The sequence below is a fragment of the Streptococcus sp. FDAARGOS_522 genome (genome assembly GCF_003812445.1).
Lineage (GTDB): Bacteria > Bacillota > Bacilli > Lactobacillales > Streptococcaceae > Streptococcus > Streptococcus agalactiae.
Genome location: NZ_CP033808.1, coordinates 1,133,986 through 1,157,776 on the forward strand (window position 1 = coordinate 1,133,986; position 23,791 = coordinate 1,157,776).

General features: G+C 35.2%; 25 protein-coding genes and 1 tRNA gene. 4 read left to right on the forward strand and 22 right to left on the reverse strand.

Going from position 1 to position 23,791, the window contains the following annotated elements; genetic code table 11:
* Positions 1–69: 69 nt before the first annotated feature.
* The 9 genes from pbsP to EGX70_RS05695 form a co-directional block, all read right to left on the reverse strand.
* A complete protein-coding gene (gene pbsP, locus EGX70_RS05655; RefSeq protein ID WP_000703866.1) occupies positions 70–1,635 on the reverse strand; it encodes a plasminogen-binding protein PbsP in 1,566 nt (521 codons plus the stop codon).
* A gap of 152 nt (positions 1,636–1,787) precedes the next feature.
* Positions 1,788–2,267 carry a peroxide-responsive transcriptional repressor PerR gene (perR, locus tag EGX70_RS05660; RefSeq protein ID WP_000377090.1) on the reverse strand — a complete coding sequence of 160 codons (480 nt, stop codon included), beginning with the start codon at positions 2,265–2,267 and terminating at the stop codon, positions 1,788–1,790.
* An 81-nt stretch (positions 2,268–2,348) separates the two neighbouring features.
* Entirely contained in the window at positions 2,349–2,789 is a 441-nt protein-coding gene (locus EGX70_RS05665) for a CoA-binding protein (RefSeq protein ID WP_000262487.1), read from the reverse strand.
* Positions 2,790–2,818: 29 nt separating this feature from the next.
* On the reverse strand, positions 2,819–5,461 hold the full coding sequence (gene polA, locus EGX70_RS05670; RefSeq protein WP_123947996.1) for a DNA polymerase I: 2,643 nt from the start codon (positions 5,459–5,461) through the stop codon (positions 2,819–2,821).
* Between the two features lie 112 nt (positions 5,462–5,573).
* On the reverse strand, positions 5,574–6,386 hold the full coding sequence (locus EGX70_RS05675; RefSeq protein WP_000593336.1) for a Cof-type HAD-IIB family hydrolase: 813 nt from the start codon (positions 6,384–6,386) through the stop codon (positions 5,574–5,576).
* 14 nt (positions 6,387–6,400) lie between these two features.
* On the reverse strand, positions 6,401–7,015 hold the full coding sequence (locus tag EGX70_RS05680; protein WP_000020721.1) for a trimeric intracellular cation channel family protein: 615 nt from the start codon (positions 7,013–7,015) through the stop codon (positions 6,401–6,403).
* Positions 7,016–7,124: 109 nt separating this feature from the next.
* Positions 7,125–7,331, reverse strand: a complete 207-nt coding sequence (locus EGX70_RS05685) for a heavy-metal-associated domain-containing protein (protein ID WP_000683375.1) — start codon at positions 7,329–7,331, stop codon at positions 7,125–7,127.
* 40 nt (positions 7,332–7,371) lie between these two features.
* Positions 7,372–9,606: a cation-translocating P-type ATPase gene (locus EGX70_RS05690; protein WP_000013400.1), complete on the reverse strand. Its 2,235-nt coding sequence runs from the start codon at positions 9,604–9,606 to the stop codon at positions 7,372–7,374.
* A 12-nt stretch (positions 9,607–9,618) separates the two neighbouring features.
* Positions 9,619–10,035 (reverse strand): CopY/TcrY family copper transport repressor, encoded by a 417-nt coding sequence (locus EGX70_RS05695; protein ID WP_000156042.1) that lies wholly within the window; start codon positions 10,033–10,035, stop codon positions 9,619–9,621.
* A 163-nt stretch (positions 10,036–10,198) separates the two neighbouring features.
* Here EGX70_RS05695 and EGX70_RS05700 point away from each other — a divergent pair, with 163 nt between their 5' ends.
* Positions 10,199–11,203: an alpha/beta hydrolase gene (locus EGX70_RS05700; RefSeq protein WP_000804611.1), complete on the forward strand. Its 1,005-nt coding sequence runs from the start codon at positions 10,199–10,201 to the stop codon at positions 11,201–11,203.
* Positions 11,204–11,286: 83 nt separating this feature from the next.
* Here EGX70_RS05700 and rbfA read toward each other — a convergent pair whose 3' ends face one another.
* The 11 genes from rbfA to EGX70_RS05755 all read right to left on the reverse strand — a co-directional run bounded on the left by rbfA (position 11,287) and on the right by EGX70_RS05755 (position 20,559).
* Positions 11,287–11,637, reverse strand: a complete 351-nt coding sequence (gene rbfA, locus EGX70_RS05705) for a 30S ribosome-binding factor RbfA (protein WP_001273670.1) — start codon at positions 11,635–11,637, stop codon at positions 11,287–11,289.
* Between the two features lie 108 nt (positions 11,638–11,745).
* Entirely contained in the window at positions 11,746–14,529 is a 2,784-nt protein-coding gene (gene infB / locus EGX70_RS05710) for a translation initiation factor IF-2 (RefSeq protein WP_000039152.1), read from the reverse strand.
* A 19-nt stretch (positions 14,530–14,548) separates the two neighbouring features.
* Positions 14,549–14,851, reverse strand: a complete 303-nt coding sequence (locus EGX70_RS05715; RefSeq protein WP_001065560.1) for a YlxQ-related RNA-binding protein — start codon at positions 14,849–14,851, stop codon at positions 14,549–14,551.
* On the reverse strand, positions 14,844–15,140 hold the full coding sequence (locus EGX70_RS05720) for a YlxR family protein (protein WP_001140526.1): 297 nt from the start codon (positions 15,138–15,140) through the stop codon (positions 14,844–14,846). Before EGX70_RS05720 ends, EGX70_RS05715 begins: the two co-directional genes overlap by 8 nt.
* A 21-nt stretch (positions 15,141–15,161) precedes the next feature.
* Positions 15,162–16,313 carry a transcription termination factor NusA gene (nusA, locus tag EGX70_RS05725; protein WP_000032295.1) on the reverse strand — a complete coding sequence of 384 codons (1,152 nt, stop codon included), beginning with the start codon at positions 16,311–16,313 and terminating at the stop codon, positions 15,162–15,164.
* 35 nt (positions 16,314–16,348) lie between these two features.
* Positions 16,349–16,825: a ribosome maturation factor RimP gene (rimP, locus tag EGX70_RS05730; protein ID WP_041971671.1), complete on the reverse strand. Its 477-nt coding sequence runs from the start codon at positions 16,823–16,825 to the stop codon at positions 16,349–16,351.
* Between the two features lie 358 nt (positions 16,826–17,183).
* A tRNA-Ser gene (locus EGX70_RS05735) sits at positions 17,184–17,271 on the reverse strand.
* Positions 17,272–17,314: 43 nt separating this feature from the next.
* A complete protein-coding gene (trmB, locus tag EGX70_RS05740) occupies positions 17,315–17,950 on the reverse strand; it encodes a tRNA (guanosine(46)-N7)-methyltransferase TrmB (protein ID WP_001266024.1) in 636 nt (211 codons plus the stop codon).
* The gene (ccrZ, locus tag EGX70_RS05745; protein ID WP_000155919.1) at positions 17,940–18,740 is read right to left on the reverse strand and encodes a cell cycle regulator CcrZ; all 801 of its coding nucleotides are present in this window, start codon (positions 18,738–18,740) and stop codon (positions 17,940–17,942) included. The genes trmB and ccrZ overlap by 11 nt, the downstream gene beginning before the upstream one ends.
* 57 nt (positions 18,741–18,797) lie before the next feature.
* The gene (locus EGX70_RS05750) at positions 18,798–19,832 is read right to left on the reverse strand and encodes an ABC transporter permease (protein ID WP_000732713.1); all 1,035 of its coding nucleotides are present in this window, start codon (positions 19,830–19,832) and stop codon (positions 18,798–18,800) included.
* 1 nt (position 19,833) lies between these two features.
* On the reverse strand, positions 19,834–20,559 hold the full coding sequence (locus EGX70_RS05755) for an ABC transporter ATP-binding protein (RefSeq protein WP_000912307.1): 726 nt from the start codon (positions 20,557–20,559) through the stop codon (positions 19,834–19,836).
* A gap of 71 nt (positions 20,560–20,630) precedes the next feature.
* On the opposite strand from EGX70_RS05755, the gene EGX70_RS05760 reads away from it, so the two are divergent.
* Positions 20,631–20,816 (forward strand): hypothetical protein, encoded by a 186-nt coding sequence (locus EGX70_RS05760; RefSeq protein ID WP_000368100.1) that lies wholly within the window; start codon positions 20,631–20,633, stop codon positions 20,814–20,816.
* 51 nt (positions 20,817–20,867) lie between these two features.
* On the opposite strand, the gene EGX70_RS05765 is transcribed toward EGX70_RS05760, so the two are convergent.
* On the reverse strand, positions 20,868–21,371 hold the full coding sequence (locus EGX70_RS05765) for a hypothetical protein (RefSeq protein ID WP_000773453.1): 504 nt from the start codon (positions 21,369–21,371) through the stop codon (positions 20,868–20,870).
* A gap of 335 nt (positions 21,372–21,706) precedes the next feature.
* On the opposite strand from EGX70_RS05765, the gene EGX70_RS05770 reads away from it, so the two are divergent.
* Both EGX70_RS05770 and EGX70_RS05775 read left to right on the forward strand, forming a co-directional pair.
* Positions 21,707–22,126 carry an HIT family protein gene (locus EGX70_RS05770; protein ID WP_000368097.1) on the forward strand — a complete coding sequence of 140 codons (420 nt, stop codon included), beginning with the start codon at positions 21,707–21,709 and terminating at the stop codon, positions 22,124–22,126.
* On the forward strand, positions 22,123–22,419 hold the full coding sequence (locus tag EGX70_RS05775; protein ID WP_123947998.1) for a hypothetical protein: 297 nt from the start codon (positions 22,123–22,125) through the stop codon (positions 22,417–22,419). The genes EGX70_RS05770 and EGX70_RS05775 overlap by 4 nt, the downstream gene beginning before the upstream one ends.
* 63 nt (positions 22,420–22,482) lie before the next feature.
* On the opposite strand, the gene EGX70_RS05780 is transcribed toward EGX70_RS05775, so the two are convergent.
* Positions 22,483–23,790 (reverse strand): LCP family protein, encoded by a 1,308-nt coding sequence (locus tag EGX70_RS05780; RefSeq protein ID WP_000708156.1) that lies wholly within the window; start codon positions 23,788–23,790, stop codon positions 22,483–22,485.
* Between the last annotated feature and the right edge of the window lies 1 nt (position 23,791).

Genomic DNA, 23,791 nt, shown 5'->3' on the forward strand with positions numbered 1-23,791 from the left:
AACACTATTTTACCACGATAACCCTCAATAATTTTAAACAAATTTGGTGTTCTGAATTAAATACTATCCCTATCTTTGTTTAGATTTTTTAAGGCCTAGCGCAGTTAGACCTGTCGCAAAGGCTAGACTAAGCATACCTAGCACACCTACATTTTGTTGCTTTGTTTCACCTGTATTAGGTAAATTTTTAGACATCATAGACATTTTTTTACCAGCTTTATCATTTGATTTGGCTTGTGATGACATTTGCATATTAGCTGACATCTTGTTGTTAGACATCATCATACCGGTATTTATTTTAGATGAAGTCATTTCTTTCTTCATAGGCATTGTCATCTTATCTTTTTTCATCATCATTGATGTGCTATTCATATCTTTTTTAGCGACATTAATATGAATCATCACTGTCTTTTGTCCTAAAATAGTATTCATATCAACTTTGCCATCTTTCGTACCATAAATAGTGATAGTTGCTTGATAAGTATGGCTTCCATTTGCCTTAATTTGATCTAAGAGAGCTTGGCCTTTTTTACCGGCTGTATTGCCATTAAGAGAGACTTGGTAGAAGTATTTACCCTTAGTTAAATCTTTTAACGGTAATAATGGACTATTTTTATCAACACCATTGTCTGACCATTTTGCTCCCTCTGAAGCTTTAAGGATTAAACGCGTTAACATGCCATCCCCACCAAACGCTTCATATGGAATCGTTTCGTTAACACCTGCTAAAAATGGACCTTTAGCTTTTGCAGCACTAACATATTTTGCTGGGACGTCTACTTTTTCTTTAAAGGCCATCTTTAGAGAATTTTTTACTTCCATATCAGTTGTAATGTGAGGAATGTTAATGGTTACCATTTTTTGGCTAATCATGTTTTTTAAATCAACTTTACCATCTTTAGCACCATAAACTCTAATTGTGGCTTGGTAGCTATGTTTATCATTAGCTTTAATTTGATCTAAGAGAGCTTGTCCCTCTTTACCTGTCGTATTACCATTTAAAGAAACTTGATAGAAATATTTACCTTTAGTTAAGCCTTTCAATGGTAATAATGGACTATTTTTATCAACACCATTATCTGACCATTTTGCTCCTTCAGAAGATTTAAGGATTAAACGCGTTAACATGCCATCTCCACCAAACGCTTCATATGGAATCGTTTGATTTACACCTGCTAGAAATGGGCCATTCCCTTTTGCTGCATTAACATAATGAGCCGGAACGTCTACTGTCTGTTTAAAAGCAGTATCAGTTGATTTCTTTACCTCATCTACACTAGTCGTTTTGGTCATCGCTACAGGTGTCGGCGTTGCCATCATTTTTCTAACAGAGGTAGCCACCATCATAGGTTTGTCACTCGTTTTTTCAACTTTTGCCATATTTTGCATTTTAGGCATTTCTGAACTTGTCTCCATCGTAGTAACTTTTGATAATGCCTTATCAGTACTACTTTCTACATTTGTAGAAGTGTTAGCTGTTGGAGCTGTAATGGTTGTTTTAGGTTGGGACATCTCATCTGCTGAAACAATATGAGATTGCCCTAAAGCAACAATGCTTCCACTAGCAATCATTACAGATGCAGCTCCAACTTTCAATCGGCGAATTGACCATTTATTGTATTGTGATATTTTCATAAGGGATTCCTCTTTCTTTTTGTTAATGAGAGTATACCAACAAAAAATAAATCATTTTTTAAGCAATTATAAATTATTTCTTAATTATTACTTAGTAAAACTTAAACTTTTTCTCTTAGTCTATAAACAAAAAAAGATTGAACAATTACGTTTCAATCTTTTTTATATTTATCCTTACGCTTCCTCTGACACTCCGGACAGATACCATAAGCTACTAACTGAACTCTAGTCACTTCAAAACCTGTTTGTTGGTGTGCTTCTCTAGAAATATCCAATAAGTCAACATCGACAAAATCAACGATTTTCCCACAATCTTCACAGGCAATGTTTAGGTGCTGATGCCCCATAAAATCATAATAAGTTGTACTATAATTGCAAAGTTTTAGCTCTGTCACAAACCCCTCATCCACAAGGACCTTAAGGTTATTGTAAACTGTTGCCAAGCTCATGTTAGGATATTCTGGTAATAAATCATTGTAAATCTTTTCTGCACTCGGATGCTCACGACTATTAACCATATAGGAAATAATAGCTTTTCGAGTCTCAGTAATTCGAATACGTTTTTCACGGAGATGCTCTAGGACGTTTTCATAAGCATCGAGAGGTCTATGACCATGTGAATGACTGTCCATAGGACTCCTTTCCAGCACGAACTTTAATTTAGCATGGTTATTATAGCATAATTTATATTATTTGCCTATTAAACACGGTAATTAGTTAGTTTCTGAGTGTAATTTTTGGCATTCAACTTTCAGACATTTATTCATGACAATCTGTTTGTGTCCTGCTTGCTTTAGAATTGTCTCTGCTTCTTGACTTTCAAGTCCAAGCTGAGCCCAGAAAATATCAGCGTCTACTTCTAAAAATTCTCTTGCAATATCAGGTAAATACTCGCTACGTCGAAAAATATTAACAATATCAATATGTTCAGTGACATCCTTAAGTGAGGCATATGTCATTTGCCCAAGTATTTTCTGTCCTGCATTTTTAGGATTAACTGGAATAATTTGATAACCTGCTTCTTGCATTATTTTTGATACTTGATAAGCTGCAGTTTCTTGACGGTCTGACAGTCCTACAACTGCGATGGTCTTTGCTTTTGTTAAATAATTTTTTAACATAAAATCACTTGGATTTTGGAAATGATAAACCATATTAATGACTCCTTTACGTATGTTGTCCACTACTTCGCTTCATACCAAGTCTCACCTGCGTTCTCATCTGCAATCAAAGGTACCGATAAACTAATTGCTGACTCCATTGTTTTTGTAACCAACTCCCTGATTGCTCCTATCTCCTCGTTAGGGACTTCAAGTACAATTTCATCATGAACTTGCAACAGCATTTTTGATTTATAACCACCTTTATCAAGTACCCTATCTAAATTTATCATTGCAATTTTAAGAATATCAGCTGCACTTCCTTGGATTGGTGAATTGATTGCTGTGCGCTCTGCAAATTGGCGAATGTTAAAATTACGAGAATTAATATCTGGTAATGAACGACGACGATGGAAAAGTGTTTCAACGTAACCCTTATCTTTTGCTTCACGAACAACTGTTTCCATATAGTTTTTTATTCCAGGATAACGCTCAAAATAGGTGTCAATATATTGCTTCGCTAGTTTACGAGGTATTCCTAAATTATGCGATAGACCAAAATCTGAAATACCATAAACAATTCCAAAATTAACAGCCTTAGCATTTCGACGATCATTGGGAGTGACATTCTCAGGTTTTTCGATACCAAAAACACGCATAGCTGTTGAAGTATGAATATCAGCTCCCTCTTTAAAGGCAGCGATCAAATGTTCGTCTTTTGAAATATGTGCTAACACGCGCAATTCTATTTGAGAATAATCTGAACTCAATAAAACAGCATTGTCTTCTGATGGAACAAAAGCTTTTCGGATAAGCCGTCCTTGCTCTAGTCTAACTGGTATATTTTGAAGGTTTGGGTCAGAACTTGAAAGACGACCTGTCTGAGTCAAATCTTGAACATAACGTGTATGAATTTTACCATCTTCTAAAATATAATCTTGTAAACCAATAATATAGGTTGATTGCAATTTAGTGATTTGACGGTACTCTAAAATTTTAGTTACAAGAGGAGAAATCGGAGCTAAGCGCTCTAATACATCTACTGCAGTTGAATAACCTGTTTTTGGTTTTTTAGTCATTTCTACAGGAAGACCTAACGTTTCAAACAACAACTTTCCTAACTGTTTTGGAGAATTAATATTAAACTCTTGCCCAGCCAATTCATAGATTTCTTGTGTTAATGTTTCGATGACTTTTTGATTTTCAATGGCCATTTCATTCAAGGTATTTTTCTTAACCTTAATACCTCGAATTTCCATTTTAGCTAAAACATTCGCTAAAGGTTGCTCCATTTCAAACAGCAATTCTTCTTGCTCATTAGCTTTAAGCTGTTGCATAATATTAGCCTCAGAATCCACTAAAACTTTTACTTTTTTAGCTAGATGCTCAAGAAATCGTGTTTTTTCTGGTATAGCGCGTTTAGCACCTTTCCCATAAACAGCATCATCAGTATCCAGTGGCAGATTTGTATATAACCTAGCAATTGTTGATACTAGATTATCCTCAGTAGTAGACAAAAGGTACTTGGCCAATCTAGTATCAAAGGCTGGCTCTGGTAAATCAATATTAAAACGATTTAAAAGGACCTTACTTCTTTTAAAATCATAAGTTTTGATAGGTTTTGATAAAGCTTTTTTAAATAAAGCTTCTTGCAATAACGATACATTACTAGTAGCGTAGATTGTATCGCTATTTCCCCAAGCTATCCCAATTAAATCTTCTACATGGTAGTTATCACCCAACATCTCAAAGTAATAAAAATCATTATCGGAGAACATTTCTGTTTTTAATTGCTCCACTTCAGTAAAGTCAACCTCAAAATCTTCCTGACTTGTCTCCTCACCCAGAGCTGCTTTAAACTGTTTAAAATCCATCTCATCATAAAATTGAGACAAGGCTTTTATATCTTGCGGTCCACTATAAAGGATATCTTCTAAGCCGATTGTTATAGGTGATGCTATGTTGATTGTAGCTAGGGTCTTTGATAAGAAAGCTTGCTCCTTATCATTGATAAGGTTTTCTTTCATCTTAGACTGTTTCATAGCCTCAATATTTTCATAGATCCCTTCTAAGGAACCATATTCTGATAGCAACTTCAAGCCAGTTTTTTCACCGATTTTAGTAACCCCAGGAATATTATCTGATTTATCTCCCATCAAAGCTTTTAAATCAATAAATTGACTCGGCGTAATTCCCATTTTTTCCATAAGGTAAGCTGGCGTGAATTCTTCAAACTCAGCAACTCCCTTTTTAGAGATTTCTACTACCGTGTTAGTGTCTGTTAATTGAATTAAATCTTTATCCCCAGAAACCACCGTTATATCAAAATGTTCATTACTAGCTTCGGCTTGTTTTGCAAGAGTACCAATGATATCATCGGCTTCATAATGTTCCAATTCATAATGTTTGATGCCTAAGACATCTAATTGTTGACGAATGTAAGGAAATTGTTCACGAAATTCATCCGGAGTTTTAGCACGCCCACCTTTATAATCTGCATACATTTCCGTACGGAAAGTAGTTTTTCCGGCATCAAAAGCCACTAAAATATGACTAGGCTGGACACGACCTAAAATATGATTCAACATCAAATGGAAACCATATATGGCATTAGTATGAAGTCCAGAATTGTTTTTAAAGCGGTCAATTTGATTATAAAGAGCAAAAAAAGCACGAAAGGCTACAGATGAGCCATCAATTAAAAGTAATTTATTCTTGTTTGTCATAGGTCTATTATAGCATAAGCTATCTGTAAACTTCTGAATTTTGTTAGTTTATTAAACAAAAGAACCCTAAACAAACAGTGTTTAAAGTTCCCTTTATTATTCTATATCTATTTTAACGTAAAGCATAGTCATAAATAGCTTTAGCAACCCCTGCTTTGTTATTATCCACCGTTATATATTTACATCTAGATTTAATCTCATCTGATGCATTCCCCATAGCAACGCTATTGGGAACTAAATCTAATAATTCAATATCGTTAGGAGCATCACCGATGGCCATAACTTGATTAATATCCAGTCCTAATTTTGCTATCAAGGATTTTAAGCCTCTTGCTTTTGTTACTCCTTGAGGCATAATCTCATAAATATAGTCTTGGCTTCGAACTCCACTAAATTTCGAGATTAAGGCTTCTTCAACAGCTTCTTGAAAAGCAGTTACATCTGCATCTAATCCCATGTACATTGCTTGAAAGACAATTTCTTCTTGATTGCGAAGAGCATCTAAACTTGTTGACTTTGCTTTTGTAAAAACTAAATCAGCATCATAAGCAACAATTTCAGGAACTTCCTCTCCAACAGCGTAAAATGTATTTTCAGCTGTTAATGTTAAACAAACGTTGGGAAATTCTTTAACAACCTCCTCAAGAAAGATGAGTTCATCATGTGTTAAAGTTGCAGAATCAATCAATTGCCAATCTTTCGTGCTATAAGTGCTACAACCATTATTCATGATAATATACTCCTCTTTTGTTAAACCTAGTTCATTAAAATAAGGAAGTATACCTGACATCGGTCGCCCAGTACACAGTACAATTTTAATACCTGCTTGAGTTGCTTCTTTAATAGCTTGGATATTTTCCTTTGGAATTTTCTTTTCATCATTTAAAAGCGTTCCATCCATATCAATAGCAATTAATTTTATCATCTTTTTCTCCTCTATCATTTCTTACGTGGTCTGACAACTGGCAAGTGCCATTGTTTCTTATAACCCAACATCCTTAGGCTAGTTACAACTAACACTAACAAATAATAGTCAGTTGTTGTTTTAGCAATTTTAAAATATAAAATGATCCCCACTAATATTGACCAACCTGCATATATTTCACTTCTTAGTACTCCAGGTTTTCGGCCAGCCAGAACATCTCTGACAATACCACCACCTGCACCAGTTAGTACTGCTGCGACAATGACAGCACTAAGAGGTTGATGAGATTGAGTCGCATATAGTGCTCCTTGAACACTAAACGCTGCTAACCCAATAGCATCTGATACAACTTCGGCATCCCGTCCCTTACCACTCAACAAATTAGGGAAAATCATAATAAATAAAATAGCTGCTGCTGCTGCATAAAAAGCAATTCCTTGACTCCAAAGTGTTTCAATAGGCAAGCCAATTAGTACATTTCTAATAGCTCCACCACCAAATGCCGTTACAAAACCTAAGATAAAAAGCCCTAGAATATCAAATTCTTCCTCAATCGCCACAATAGCTCCCGAACTTGCAAAAGCTACGGTTCCAACCAAACTTAAAATGTTCCAAATATCAATTGACATCTGCACTCCTCACAACTAATTCTATTCTAGTTTATCATTTTTAGAATAAAAAAGAAGTGAGAAACTGCTCAAATTAAGAAATTAAAAGCTGTAACCACTTCTTTAATTATTAATTTATTTCCTCTTCTAGTGAATACTTTGTGTCTTTTAAAGAACGTTTTAAAAGCCATTTGAATGTTTTTCCACTTACGACAACTTGATTTTTAGTCAAATCAACATTAACCTCGTCAACACCAATCACACTTGATAACTTATCAGAAACTGTTTTGGCACAACCATCACATTTCATGCCACTAACTCGATAGGTATGTTTCATATTCTTCTCCCTTCATAAAAATTCAGTCTTATTATCTTTATTATTTTAAGACTTTTAAGCGAAGTGCGTTTAAAACTACTGAAACTGAACTAAACGCCATAGCTAAGCCTGCCAACATAGGATTGAGTAAGGGACCACCAAAAAGATGTAAAACACCCATTGCCACTGGAATCGCTAAAACGTTATAAAAGAAAGCCCAAAATAAATTTTCCTTAATAATTTGAATCGTTTGTTTACTGATAGTCATTGCTTTTAAGAGATCTGTTAACTCAGGTTTCATCAACACGATATCTGCTGATTCAATAGCAATATCTGTTCCAGAACTCATAGAGATACCTACATCACTGCTAGCTAGCGCAGGAGCATCATTGATGCCATCACCAACCATCGCAATCTGTCCGCCTTTTTCTTTAAGTTCTAAAATAACGTTTGCTTTCTGATCAGGTAAAACTTCTGAAACAACTGTCGTGATACCCAATTTTTGTGCTATGGCATCTGCACTAGCCTTATTATCACCAGTAAGTAAAACTAAATTAAATCCTAATCTTTGTAACTGCTTAACTGTTTCTTGGCTATCTGTCTTTAGCTGGTCCGTTAAAGTTATTAAACCGCTCAACACTCCATTTTCGGAAACGTAAACCACAGTTTGTGCTTCTTCTTGAGCTATTTCTATATCAGCCTTTGCTAAATCTAAATTAACATCGTTCTTAGTCATTAAGTTAGCATTACCTACAAGCATAGTTTTACCATTAATAGTTGCACTCAAACCGTAACCCAAAATATTTTTAAAAGCCATGACTTCCCTTAAGGGAAGTTCTTTCTCTTTTGCTTTATTAACAATTGTTTGGCTAAGTGGATGATTTGAAAGTTTTTCTACTGATGCTACCTGACCTAAAAACTCCTCTTTATCTCCCCCATATGTTTTGATAGCAACTACTTCTGGTTTCCCTTTGGTCAAGGTTCCTGTTTTATCAAAAACTATTGTATCAATGTGGTGAGCCTTTTCCAACACTTCACCACCTTTAAATAAAATACCATTCTCAGCTGCTTTACCACTAGCCACCATAATAGCTGTAGGAGTTGCCAACCCTAAAGCACATGGACAAGCAATCACTAAGACTGCAATCATAATCTTCAGAGAGAAGGCAAAACTTTGCCCCAGAATTAAGTACCAACTCAAGCCTGATAAAATTGCAATGACAATAACAAAAGGGACAAAGACTCCTGATACTTTGTCTGCTAAGTTAGCAATTGGAGCCTTACTTGTCTGTGCAGCTTCTACTAAGTTAATAATTTGTGATAGAAGGGAACCGCCAGCTTCTTTTTCAACGAAAATCGTTAAGCTACCTTGCCCATTAATGCTGGCACCGTAAACCTTACTACCAACCTTTTTTTCAACTGGAATACTTTCACCTGTTAACATGGATTCATCAATACTTGATTCTCCTGCTACAACATGGCCATCAAGAGGAATTTTTTCTCCAGGTTTGACAAGAATTGTTTCACCTATTTTAACTTTATCCAAAGGAACCATATAGTCTTCACCATCTTTGATAACTCTTGCTTCTTTTGCTGATAAAGTTAATAATTTTTCAATCGAGGCCGAAGTACGCCCTTTGGATAATATTTCAAAATATTTTCCTAGAGTAATAAGTGTTAAAATAACTGCAACAGATTCGAAATAAAGCTGGTGAGCGTAGTGTATGTCACCCTGTAATATTTCGTACAATCCATATAAGCTATAAATGAAAGCCGCTGTTGTGGCTATAGCAACTAATGAATCCATATTGGGATGCCTTTTAAAAAGTGCTTTAAAACCATTTTGGTAAAAGATACGCCCAAAATACATCACCGGTAGTGTTAACAATAATTGTATCATACCATAGTTTAGAGGTCCCTTATCTGGCATCAAAAATGATGGTAACCATAAGTTAATCATTGGTCCCATGGAAATATAGAGAAGAGGTATAGTTGCAACTGCTGACATCCAAAAGCGATGCCACATCTTTTCAATGGCTAATTGGTGCCGTTCAGATTGGCTTTTAGAAGTTTCCTCTTTGAAAAGCGATGCTTCGTATCCACTCTCAGAAACACACTCTTCAATCACATTTGGCGATAAGGTTGTATCATCAAACGTAACTGTCATTTTCTCTGTTGCTAAATTTACTACTGCACTATCCACATGGTCTAACTTGTTGACAGCTTTTTCTATCGTTAAAGCACAAGATGCACAAGTCATCCCATCAATCAAAAATGTTTCTTTTCTATTAGCCATATTTTCTCCTTTCTAATGGCATTGACACTGACCAGGAATGCAATTACAAGCTACACGTTCAAGTGTTTTGCCTTTCTTAGCTTCTAGTGATGATTGCAAATTTAATCGATCCTTCTCTGTCATTGGTATACTTTCCAATAAGTGTCTAACAATAGCAACATGTTTGGTCTGGCAAACTTTTTGAAATACACTATCTACCTCTGACATCATAGCTAAATCTTCATCAATTAAAGGAGAATAGCTAAATCCTTTTCCCATTTTTTCTCTGCTCACGTAGCCTTTATCTAAGAGCCTTCTTAATAAGGTTTTGACAGTTGAAGGAGTCCAATCATACTTCTCTAGTAAAACTGCTAGTATCTCATTACTGGTTGTATTCTGCTGTGCCCAAACCACTCTCATAATTTCCCATTCTGCGCTTGAAATAGTCATTTTCTCACCTCTTTCGATTTACGTTTGTAAACCAATTTTAGCAAATAAATCTACATTTGTAAACCGAAAAACATTTCTCATCTTTCTTTATTCTATTGACAAAGATGTTGGTTTTATTATAATAATATTACACAAAAAATAACATTATATTAAGGAGAATACCTTGAAACCGTCCTTCAAAAAACTATTGCTACTATTTAGTATTATCACCATTTTATCCATCGCCTGTACACCACATGCAAAAGCAAGTGGGCGTTCATGGAAAAGTTGGTTTATCGAACAATACTTTTGGCTAAAGCGCGATAAAAGTTATTATAAAGTTCAAGATGAAAGCTCATTTCAAAAGTACTTAAATGCTAGCCGTGAACAATCTGATAAGGGTTATTACTTAGACCCAAACTCTGTTAATGGAGGGCTTGTTCAAGAGAGACTTTTTGATATGCAAGTCTATTCTTGGAATGACAACGGTAAAGCTAATCAAAAGACCATTTTCTATTTAGCTGGTGGCTCTTACTTAAATAATCCAACGCCTTACCATATCAGCATGCTTAAGACGCTCTCAACTAGTCTTGATGCAAAAATTATTTTACCAATTTATCCAAAAACTCCTCGTTATACCTATGATTATGCTATCCCTAGATTGGTTAACCTTTATAGACACTTTCATGAAAAAAACGCTAATCTCACTTTGATGGGTGATTCAGCTGGCGGAGGATTAGCACTAGGATTAGCGCATGCATTGTCTCACCAATCAGGGCAAGAGGCTATTCCTCAACCTAAAAATATTATCCTCTTATCTCCATGGCTAGATGTGACAATGAAACATCCAGAAATTCCCAAATACGAAGATACTGATCCTATCCTATCTGCTTGGGGTCTCGCACGTGTAGGTGAAATTTGGGCAAATGGTTCTAATAATACTAACCATACATATGTTAGTCCTAAAAATGCCCCTGCTACTAAACTCGCTCCTATTACGTTATTTACTGGAACACGAGAAATATTCTTCCCAGATATTCGCGATTATGCTGCACAACTCCAAGCAGCTAATCACCCCGTTAACTATATTGCACAAGAGGGAATGAATCATGTTTATCCAATTTACCCTATTGAAGAAGCTAAAACAGCACAGTATCAAATGATTGATATCATCAATAAAACTCCTTAATACTAGCTATCTCAACTCTAAAGCTATAAAAAATAAACCATGATTTTGACATGGTTTATTTTTTATTATTCTTAATCTTGATTCTAATCTTTTTTATCTAGATTGCGCAACATTTCATCAATCTTATTTCCGTATTCAATAGATTCATCTTTAACAAATTGTAAATCTGGTATTTTATACATAGTAAGGTTTTTGCCAAGTTCACGCTTAATAGTACCAGTTGCTTTTTCTAAACCAATTTGTGCTTTTTGATTATCAGAAGCAAGTGTCGAATGAATAGTATAAAATACTTTAGCCATTGAAAGGTCACCCAACATCTGAACATCAGTAATTGTGACATCTTGTACACGTGGATCATTAACTCGGAGACGCAAAATCTCATTGACTTCACGTTTAATTTCCATTCCAACGCGATCAATACGATGATTAGCCATAATTAATCCTTTCTTCATTGTGCTCATAACTTGAAAGCTAGGACGAGCCTAGCCATAATTTTGTATTTCCCTACCAACTAAAGATACAAGTTGAGTTTCTCATAGGGGTTATTTACGTTTAATTTCTTCCATAATGTATGCTTCAATAGTGTCATCTTCTTTGAGATCGTTATAATTCTCAATCATTAGACCACCTTCTTGAGCATTGCCGACTTCTTTAACATCATCTTTATAGTGTTTAAGACTTGCTAATTTACCATCAAAAATGACAACACCATCACGGATAACACGAACACTTGAATCACGAGTAACTTTACCATTGATAACCATAAATCCACCAATAGTTCCCACTTTTGAAACTTTAAAGGTCTCACGAATAATGGCTTCACCAAGGATTTTTTCTTGGTATTCAGGATCAAGTTTACCTTTCATCGCTTCTTCAACTTCTTCGATAACTTTATAGATAATGCTATGTTGACGAATTTCGACATCATCAGCATCTGCTTGTTGACGAGCTTGTGGAGTAGGGCGTACGTTAAATCCTATAATAACAGCATTTGATGCTTCAGCAAGTGTTACATCAGACTCATTAATAGCACCAACTGCTGAGTGAACAACGTTAACTTTTACTCCTTCAACATCAATCTTAAGGAGAGAAGCTGCAAGTGCTTCTACAGAACCTTGCACATCAGCTTTGATAATAACATTAACTGACTTAACTTCACCAGCTTTAAGGGTATCAAATAAGTTCTCGAGGCTAACACGTTGCGTGTTTTGGCGTTGTTTTAAGAGAGCACGTTTTGCACGTTCTTCACCTGCAGCACGCGCAGCTTTCTCATCTGCATAAACAGCAAAATGATCACCAGCCATTGGAGCTTCGTTCAAACCAGTAATAGAAACTGGTGTAGATGGACCCGCAACTTTGACACGACGCCCAAGATCATTAGTCATCGCACGAACACGTCCAAATGTATTACCAACAACGATTGGATCTTGTACATTTAAAGTACCTTGTTGGACAAGAAGCGTTGCAACGGCTCCCTTACCTTTATCAAGACGGGCTTCAATAACAGTACCAATAGCACGAACATCTGCATCTGCTTTTAATTCTTCCATTTCAGCAACTAAAAGAACTGTCTCAAGTAATTCTTGAATATTTTTACCAAACTTAGCTGAAATTTCAACAAATTCAGACTCACCACCCCATGCAGTAGAGATGACACCATGCTCAGCTAATTCACTGATAACGCGTTCTGGATTTGCACCAGGTTTATCAATTTTGTTGATAGCAACAATAATTGGGACACCCGCAGCTTTAGAGTGATTAATTGCCTCAACTGTCTGCGGCATAACACCATCATCAGCGGCAACGATAAGGATAGTAATATCAGTTACTGATGCACCACGCGCACGCATAGAAGTAAAGGCCGCATGCCCTGGTGTATCCAAGAAAGTAATTTTCTTGCCAGCTTCTTCAATCTGATAAGCACCAATATGTTGAGTAATTCCACCAGCTTCGCCAGTAGCGACACGTGAATTACGTAGAGTATCAAGAAGAGTTGTTTTACCATGATCAACGTGTCCCATGATAGTAACAACAGGCGGACGTTCCGTTAAGTTATCAGGATTAAGGTAATCCTCATCTGCAAAGAAGCGTTCAATATCAGCTTCATCAACTTCAACCTTAGCATGTGCTTCAATCCCGTAGTCAACCATCAATAGCTCAATAGTGTCTCCATCTAATGATTGATTCTGCGTTGCCATAACTCCCATCATAAAGAGTTTTTTAACAATTTCCGCTGGTTCGCGTTTAATACGTTTTGCAATTTCCGCAACGGTCATGCCCTCAGTATATTCAAATTCTTTTGGTAATTCATGGAATTTACGCTCTGTTACTGGTTTTGGAGCTCCATTAGTCTTACCTTTTTTATTTTTCTTATTATGATTCCAGTTACTATTTCTTTGATTTCTCACTTGGTTTTGATTATTCCAGTTTTTCTTATTTTTTGTTTGCTTTTGTCCATCTTCATTTTCATTTGAAAATTGACGAGACTTATCAGAACGAGTTTGTTTTTTACGACGACTATCTGCTGTCTGTGATGGCGTAGCGGCTACTTTATTGACAATTTCTTTTACCTTAGCAACAGGTTTAGAAGCAAGTTTTTCCTTAGCTTTTTGAGCTTCTTCTTGCGCTTTTAACGCTGCTGCTTTAGCTAGTTCTTGCTCCTTAGCTGCTTGACGTTTGGCTTCTTGCTCTTCACGGAAACGCTGCTCACTATGACGTGAGTATTCAGCATTTTGCTCAGCTTTCAAAGCTGCTGCTCGAGCTTTAAAGTCAATGCGATTGCCTGCAGGTTGCTGAGGACGCGTTTGGGGTTTCTGTTTATGATCAGCATAACGCCCATCATTTTTATTACGGTTATTTTGCTGACCTTGTCGGTTATCATTACGATTACCATTTGAACGCTTTTGACCTTGATGGCGTCTGTCGTCAGAGCGTGTATCATTATGGCGATTATTCTTACGGTGATCCCCATTATGTTGACGCTTCTCCGCTTCAGCTTTAGCACGAGCCTCGCGCTCCGCCTTAAAGTTACGACTTTGTGGTTTCGGTTTAGCTACAGGTTGAGTTGAAGGTTTATCATCGGACAAGCCTTGTTTGGTTTCAACAGTTTTAGATTCTGTTTTCACACCTTGATTAGTTTGAACAGAATTTGTTGGAGCTTTAGTTTTAGAAGAGCTAAAACTCTCAACAATACGTGTAGCATCATTTTCTTCAACGCTAGAAGCATGACTTTTTACAGGTAAGCCAAGCGATTGAGCTTGCTCAACCACTTCCTTACTCGTTTTTCCAATTTCCTTAGCGATTTCGTGTAATCTTTTCTTTGACAATTGATGTCCTCCTATTCTGTTATGCCATAAGAGTCCTCATTTTCTTTGAAAATCCAGCGTCTGCGACAGCAACCACTTTTCTTGGTTTGCCTAACGCATCACTTAATTCCAGTGTTGAAAACACTGTGGAGACTTCTGTTTTGTAGTAATTACTTTTATCAGTTACTTTTTTCGTCAAATTTGGGCCAGCATCATTTGCTAGAAAGATTAGCGATACTTGTTGATTTTGAATTGCTTTAATAACCAATTCTTCACCTGTAATAAGGCGCCCCGCACGCTGTGCTAACCCAATGAGATTTAATACTTTTTCTGAATTATTCAAGGCCTAACTCTCTTCTTTTGACCTTATGGTCGACATATGCCAATAGTTCATCATAGAATTCATCAGAAACTTCCATCGAAAAACTGCGATCAAACACTCGTTTCTTTTTCGCTAGGATAGCTTCATCATTGTCCAATTTTATGTAGGCACCTCGACCATTTTGCTTTCCGGTAGGATCTATAAAAACCTGTCCTTCTTTATTTTTAACAATTCGTAAAAGATCTCGCTTATCGATCACTTCACCAGAAACAACTGATTTTCTTAAAGGTATTTTTTTTGTTTTAGCCATAAAACACCTCTCTCATTTATATTATTCTGCCTTATCTGAAATAACTTCAGATTCTTGAGCTACTTCCTCAGTTTGAAGTTCTTGCGCTTCCATTTTTTCGTATTCACTTGCAGATTTAATATCAATACGATAGCCAGTCAAATGAGCTGCTAAACGCACATTTTGTCCTCGGCGACCAATAGCTAGCGATAACTTGCTATCTGGAACAACTACAGTAGCACGTTTTGTATCTTCATCATCAAAAAGTACCATATCAACTTCGGCTGGTGCAATAGCATTGTAAATGAATTCCGCTGGATCTTCAACCCATTGAATAACATCAATGTTTTCTTCAACCGGGATCTCCAATCCTGTTTTAGCATCAACGCGTTTAGGATGGAAATTACTGATAACTTTTTTAATGTTACTTCCACCGCGTCCAACAATTGTTCCAATCGCATCAACGTTTGAATTATGACTGCGTACAGCAACTTTAGTACGATCTCCAGCCTCACGAGAGACGCTCATAATCTCAACAGTTCCATCAAATACTTCTGGAATTTCTCGCTCCATAATGCGTTTGATAAACTCTGGATGACTACGGCTAACAAAAACGTTGACTCCTTTAGGATTATTCTCCACTTTATAGACATAAACATCAATCATATCATGAGATTTAAAGCTCTCTCCAGGAATCTGATCTTGATGCGATAATTGCGCCTCAAGTGAACCGAGATTGACATAAATAAAACGTTGGTCAAATCGTTCAACAGTACCAGTCATAATTTCACCTTCGTGTTGTTTGTATTCATTGAAGGTTACTTCACGCATTTGACGACGCATTTTTTCCATAATAGTTTGTTTTGCTGACTGAGCTGCCACGCGTCCAAATTCTGTAACAGATTCCTCAAAGCGAATCTTATCACCAAGTTCATACGCTGAGCTAATAGCAAGGGCATCTTTTAGGCTAATTTCCAAACGGCTATCAAAAACTTCATCAACAACTTCACGAACAGTATAGACGGTAAAGTCTGCTTTCTTCTCGTTAAATTCAATAACGCATGATTCTGATTGACCATAACGACGCTTATAGGCAGATTTTAGTGACTCAGTAACTGCATCAATAATATCTTCTTTATTAATGTGTTTTTCTTCTTCCAAAATACGGAAGGCTTCTAGCATTTCTTTGCTCATAGTGTCCATTCTTGCTTCGCAAGAATCATCCTTTCTTAAAGTTTAACCGCAAGACGGGCTTTTGCAACCGTCTGATAGGGAATATCTACAGTTTTATGACGTGTTTTGTCCATATAATCAATTGTCAAGGTTTCACCATCAAATGATAATAAGTCACCTTCAAATATTTTAACTTTATCAATGGATTTATACAGACTTACATTGATATAAGACCCAACAGCATTTGATAATGCTTCTGCTGTTTTAAGTGGTCTTTCCAACCCAGGACTTGAGACTTCAAGCATATACTGTTCTGGAAATGGATCTGGTTGAATTGTGTCAAGTAAGGGACTTACAACGTCTGTCAATTGTGCTGTATCTTCAACCGTAATGCCTCCGGGTTTATCAATTAAAATACTGAGCACATAGTCGCCACCCATTTTTTCGTATTCTACATCTACTAATTCAAACGGTGCTTGAATAGCAGGAGTTACGACTTGAGTAACAATATCAACAATAGTTTGATTTGCGATAACAGCTACCTCTTCTTTCTAACTTGCTTTAGAACTTATAATGACTATAAATTCTATGAATCACACACATAAGAGGCGAAGTAAAACTCCGCCCCTTTCTGTATTATTTAATACTATTATAGCACAAAATACGATTATTGCAATCATTTACTTTAAATTAGCATCACCGTACACTAATCTTATATCAAAAAATTAAAATTTTGTCCTCAGTTCTTTGTAAGAGCTTAGAAAACTTTATGCTAATACTTCAAGCTCAAAGAGAAACGATGATAAAATAAAAGAAATTTTTCGAAACTTGGACTTTTGACGAGTGAAAAAGGTGAACACTTAATAAACACTGATACATTAACAAGATTAAAGGAGAGGAGGGGATTCGAACCCCCGAGCCCCCATTAGGGACTACACGCTTTCCAAGCGTGCGCACTCAGCCACTATGCGACCTCTCCATAAAGGAGTAGCAAATAACTACCCACTTACTATTTACTTATTCTAAAATCGTGCTTCTACACGATAGATAACCTGTCCTTTATTTGAAAATTTGCGTTCGTACTCAGTCATGATATTTTGCTGGTAATCACTTGCATGTAAATCTAACCAAACTTGTTTTAAAGTCATACCGTATTGAGAAAAGCTAGCAAGGCTATATTCAAATAAACCTCTATTATCTGTTTTAAAATGAATTTCCCCCTGCTCAGGAAGTATGTCTTTATAGGTATCCAAGAAAGTCTTATAGGTCAATCGACGTTTCTCATGCTTTTTCTTAGGCCATGGATCACTAAAGTTAAGATACATCAAATCAACTTCGCCAGTATCAAAGTAGTTTGATAGACTAGAACCATCAACTAATAGTAATTTGATATTCTTAGCACCGCTATCTAGAACTTTATCCAAAGCATAGGAAAGCACTGACAATTGAATATCAATTCCAATATAATTGATATCTGGATTTTGCTCTGCCATACCAGTGATAAAAGCCCCTTTTCCGGAACCAACTTCTATGTGAATGGGGTTATTATTTCCAAAAATCTCATGCCAACGCCCTTTGGCTTCTTCTGGATTTGAAATAACATAGTGAGGATTATTTTCTAAGTGTTCCTCTGCACCCTTACGTTTTCTAACTCGCATTATGCTTTTTAATTAACTCTCTAAACTTTCGTAATTCATAAATTTCTTGATTGACATGCTCCATATCTCGTTTATCAAAACATTTGATTATCTGTGATAAATATGAAAATTGCCCATACCAGATAATTTTGCTCCAGACTTTCTCATTATCTTTATAACCGTAGTAAGACAGCCAATCTTTCCAGTGTTTTTGTGGAATATAATGACTTAAAATATATGCAACGTCATACATGCGATCTGTTAAACGAACAGAATCCCAATCAACCAAATAAATTAAACCACTTGTTGTAATAACCCAGTTGCTATGTTTGATATCTCCGTGAACGATTGTTGCAACCTCTGTTCGAAACTCAGGTAAACTACGCTTTAACTCAGTCACAATAGATTGCAAATAAGTGTTTTCCCGGATTTGAATAGGAGTTTGTTTTTCCCAATCCATCAACAAATCATAAGGGTTTTCAATTTTATACCCTAATTGTAACAGCTGATTTACTAAGGGACGAGACTTGTGCAGGCGCAATAAAATATGAATAATCTGTTTACTACCCATATCTTCTTTAGTCAATGTTCGACCATCTAACCATTCTTGAGCACTCATCATATCGCCATTACTTGTACGGCGTGCCCACAGTAGTTGTGGCGCAATCTGTTCCTTAGCTAAGGCTGGCAAAATAGGTGTCGTATTATATTTGACAAAGACACGTTCACCATTTGGATAAGTACCAATATAGGCTTTGCCACTTTTTCCTCTTAAGGGAGTAAGCGTCAATTCTTGATTTGATATTGTCACCAGCAGTCCCTCCTTTTCATTTAGTCGTTTCCTCTTATTTTACTTGTTTTATAGGCTTTAGTCAATCATCTTCTTTATTTTGTAAGGGATGTAATATTCCGTCACAATTAACATCAAAACTATCAATAATATAACAGGTTTCAATTCTCTTATAAGTATGCTATCAATTACTGTCACAGCATATGATAATACTCTGAGAAAACCTTTTAGCTGACTTGCTTTAGCATTTAATCTAACTGGATAGAGCTGATTCATGTATTGATAATCAAAATGGTGACCTAAAGCTAATAGTTGGAACAATAATAAGTAGTTAAATACAAATGCCAGAGCAAGGGCGAGGTAGGTTTCGTTAACAAAGATGACTGATAAGATATTTAAAGTTACCAACCTTATTGTTAAACCAAGATAATCTGAGCTTCTTAGAAATGCCCTCACAAATAAGTTAGTCCATAAACGCGATGGCGTTTTAGAAATAAGTTTTAAAATACCATCTAAAAATGAACGACGTTTTACACTTGTCGAAATTCCTTTAACATTTGTAAACAAAGAGAAAAATTTTAATATACTCTGTTTTCTTTCCTGCTCATGATTTATAGCTGCATCCCAGTTCAAATTTTGATTGTTATAAAAGACCTTTACCTTGTAAGTTATTACCAACCATTTGATTATTCCTAGACCAAAAATTAACAATGTAATCATAAAAACTGACAAGCCTAACTTTATCAAAATTGGTGATATTAATACTAAAAATAAGGTTTGAATAACCAACCAAAAGATATAAGTCCGTTTTTTAGCAGAATTTATAATTTCCTTTATTGCTTCTTCTTTTATAAGTAAAAATTGTTTATCAGCCGGTTCTAAATAGCTGGCTATTCCCCCCATCGCTAGTAACATTAAGATAATGATTGACACAATCACGATAATTGGCCAATGTGTTTTTGGAAAGTCTTTTAGTAACTGGCTATACTGATATAACAAAAAACCTGACAAAAACATTAATACTAATACAAAATGATCGTTAAAGACGTATCTCAAATATTTACTATTTTGAGTTAAAAAGAGACTTCGACGTTTATTAAATAACTTTTTCATATCACACCTCTTTTGTCAGAGCTATGTAGATGTCATTTAAATTAGCATTACTGTCTCCAAAAATAGCCCGTAATTCCTCTAGGGTTCCAACTGCCCGTATTTCTCCTTTATGTAAAATAACAAAACGATCACACATTTTTTCGGCAGAATCTAATACGTGTGTTGACATCAAAATAGATTTCCCTTTAGCTTTTTCTTCTGCTAGAAGATTAATCAAATCTGAAATAGCTAGTGGATCCAAACCTAAAAATGGTTCATCAACAATAAATAAACTTGGAGATACAACAAAAGCACAAATAATCATAACCTTTTGTTTCATTCCCTTTGAAAAATGCATTGGAAACCAGTCTAATTTATCTGTTAGACGAAACATCTCTAATAGTTTTTGCGCACGTGCCATAACTTCATCGGTGGCAATATCATACGCCATAGCTACCGTTTCTAAATGTTCCCTGAGAGTTAGCTCCTCATAGAGACTTGGTGTCTCAGGAATAAAGCCTATTTTCTTTCTATAAAGTTCTTGGTCGGCTTCAAGACTAATACCATCAATTGTAATATCTCCTTGATAGGGTCTCAAAATACCAATAATCTCGTTAATAGTGGTTGATTTTCCTGCACCATTAAGCCCAATTAATCCAACTAACTCTCCATCATTTACTTCAAAAGAAATATTTTTTAAAACTGGGATATTAACATACCCCCCTGTAACATTTTCAATTTTTAACATTGTCATTCTCTCTATCTTTGATATACTTTATTAACTATTATAACAAAATAAGAAAGGGAAGGTCTATTCTTATGGATAATTGTACTTTAGAATTCCCTTATAGTTTTGAAAATAACTTTAAACCTATTTTGTCCGCTTTTACATCTAATGAAATGCCAAGCTACCCCATGCTCCCATTATGTTTACAAAAAGCACCTCCATCACTCATCGGACAAAAAAAGACACCTCAAAAAGGTGTCTTTTTAGTATCAATATAATAAATGCAAAGTAATCAGAATATTAGGCTATAAAACTATCAAACTCAATTATCAGAATAAATAACTGTATTTTTTAGTATATTCGTTGATTTTACCTTCTAATTTTTTTAGAGCAGTTCTCTTAGAAATACCCTCATCATATTTAACACCATCCAAGTCCCAAATTAGTTCTTTATGTAATTTTTCTGCTAAACTAGATTTCCCTTGCGGAAACTTAGCATCAATAAGAGCTGAAATTCTTTGATATTCTTGCTCTAGTTCTGAATACTCACTGTTTTTATTTTCAACTTCTTTTCTTAATGTGTCTAATACATAAGAATCTTGTCTTGATTTAACCTTTCTAAGTAAGGCAAGTTTTTCTTTAAAAGGTATATTTAGTTTTTTTATACGCTCCTGAAGTTCTATCTGGTTATTATAGTTATATTCCTCAGTTAAATCCATATTATTTGATCTATGTGGCTGATAGTTATTATATGTATCCGCAGTAACGCTATTATATCCTAAAAAGAGAGCAGTAAGAGCTGCAGTAGATAATATTATTTTATTTAATTTCAAAATAGTTTTCCTTCTATGATAAATCTCAATTATCATTTTTAATTTATTTATATTATTTATTATACATTTAATTAGATAAAAATGTCAATCATTATATTTAAATTTATTTTAGATACTTCCAAAATTCTAGAAATGTACTTACTCAATAATAAACATCATTAAAAATTGCAATACCCTTTAGGTCATGCTAAGATAAGTATGATGGTAAATATAGATATCACAATCAATACGGGCTACTTTCATTTCCCTGTACGACTTATGACCTATCAAACGATAAAAATTTACCATTCCTTAATAGCTACCCAATAAATTTTTCAACATGAAAGGAATTAGTTATGGATAATTGTATTTTTTGTAAAATCATCAGTGGAGAAATCCCTTCATCAAAAGTTTATGAAGATGATGAAGTATTAGCTTTTCTCGACATTACACAAACTACGACCGGGCACACCCTTCTTATTCCTAAAAAACATGTTCGAAATGTGTTAGAGATGGATGAAAAAACTGCACAGATAACCTTTGAACGCTTGCCTAAAGTGGCGCGTGCTGTCCAAGCTGCTACAAAAGCCAAAGGAATGAATATTATTAACAACAATGAGGAAATTGCTGGACAAACTGTTTTTCATGCACACGTCCACCTTGTTCCCCGCTTTGATGAATCAGACGGTATCAAAATTCACTACACTACTCATGAACCCGACTTTGAGGCACTTGCAAAATTAGCCAAAGAAATTAGAAAAGAGATTCAATTATGAAAATAGGTCGTTTAATTGCACTAGGTTTAGTTAGTTTAGGAGCGCTTGAACTTTACAAAAATAGAAAAACTATCAAGGATTCCTATCAAAATACAAAAAATGAGACAGATTCAGCTAAATTAAAATTAGAACGTATCAAAAATGATCTTGCTATTATTAGTCAGGAAAAAGGAAAAATCAGATTAATTTCTCAAGAACTCAATCATAAATTCCAAGTGTTTAATAAAGATATTCAACCTCGTTTAGAAGAAATTAATCAACGCATGGCTAAATATCAAGAGAAAGACGAATAAGCCGACGGTATAAAAATATCTACTCTAAATATAAAAAGAGCAAATAATGCTCTTTTTTATATTTTATGGATTAGTTTGACCTGGTACTGGTTGCGTTCCTGTGTTTGGATTAGGCGTTGCAGCCCCGTTATGATTATTGACACTTCCACTTGAATCAGCCTGACCTGTGTTAGTGTTACTGCTATAGTTACTAGCAGGAGTGCTACTATTATAGTAATTTTGATGAGTTGTTTGATTAGTCTCAGAACTATAAGTAGTATTACCACTGTAACTTGGTGGTGCTTCTGAATAAGGTGTTGTATTATAATTATTCTCTTGTGTTGATGAATAAGTAGAAGAATCATTACTAGCAGTAGTACCATAGTAATCTTCATATAGAATCGCGCTTGTCTTCAGAGTTTTACTACGCTTTTTATCCAGTTCTTTCTTAATTCTATTTTGAACTGCAAGTAGATGTTTCTTAGTTAAAATTTGATAAGAGCCACCATCTGATAAAGTAGCGTCTTCACCCTTCAACTGATAAGATTTAATATGTTCCAATGAATCTTTATAAGCTAACAAATTAGGAATCGTTTTTGATGATATCTCAATATTAGTTTGCATGTTATTACTTACTGCGGAAAGAATTTTTTTGTATGAACTAATACTATTTAACGCCAATATTTTTTTAAGGACTTTTTGAATTACTTCACGTTGTCTTTTTTGACGCCCATAATCTCCCTCTGGATCATCATAGCGCATACGAGAATAAACAAGTGCTTGTTCTCCATTTATTTTATGTGTCCCTGGTTCAACAACAGCCTTGTACTCTGGTTCATTGGCAGCAATTGATATTGGAAAGTCAAATTTATTAGTTACTGTTATACCACCAACAGCATTGACTAAATCAACTAATCCTTGCATATTAATTTGCATAAAGTAATCAACATTAATATCTAATAAGTCTTGAACAGTCATCAATGCCATTTCCGCACCACCAGAAGCATAGGCTGCATTTAGCTTTGCTTCTACTCCAGTCTGTCCATTATTTTTGGGACCACTCAATTTAATCAATACGTCACGTTCTAAGCTTGTCATCGTTGTTTTATTAGTTTTAGGATTTATAGTGACTAAGATCATAGAATCGCTATTTCCTGACCACTTAGATTTTCGATGCTCTGAACCTGTGTCCACCCCCATTAATAGTATTGAAAACGGCTTTGTTTCTTCAATAGCATGACTTTTTGATTTAGCTAGCTTAAAATCTTTAAAAGTCTTAGATAATTCATTAGTCGAAAAATTATAAGCTGAGGCAACATAGACTCCCAATGCAATTACTGTTGTTAAAATAATTGCAGAAAACATTAAGGTTATTTTTTTCCAAATTTTCATG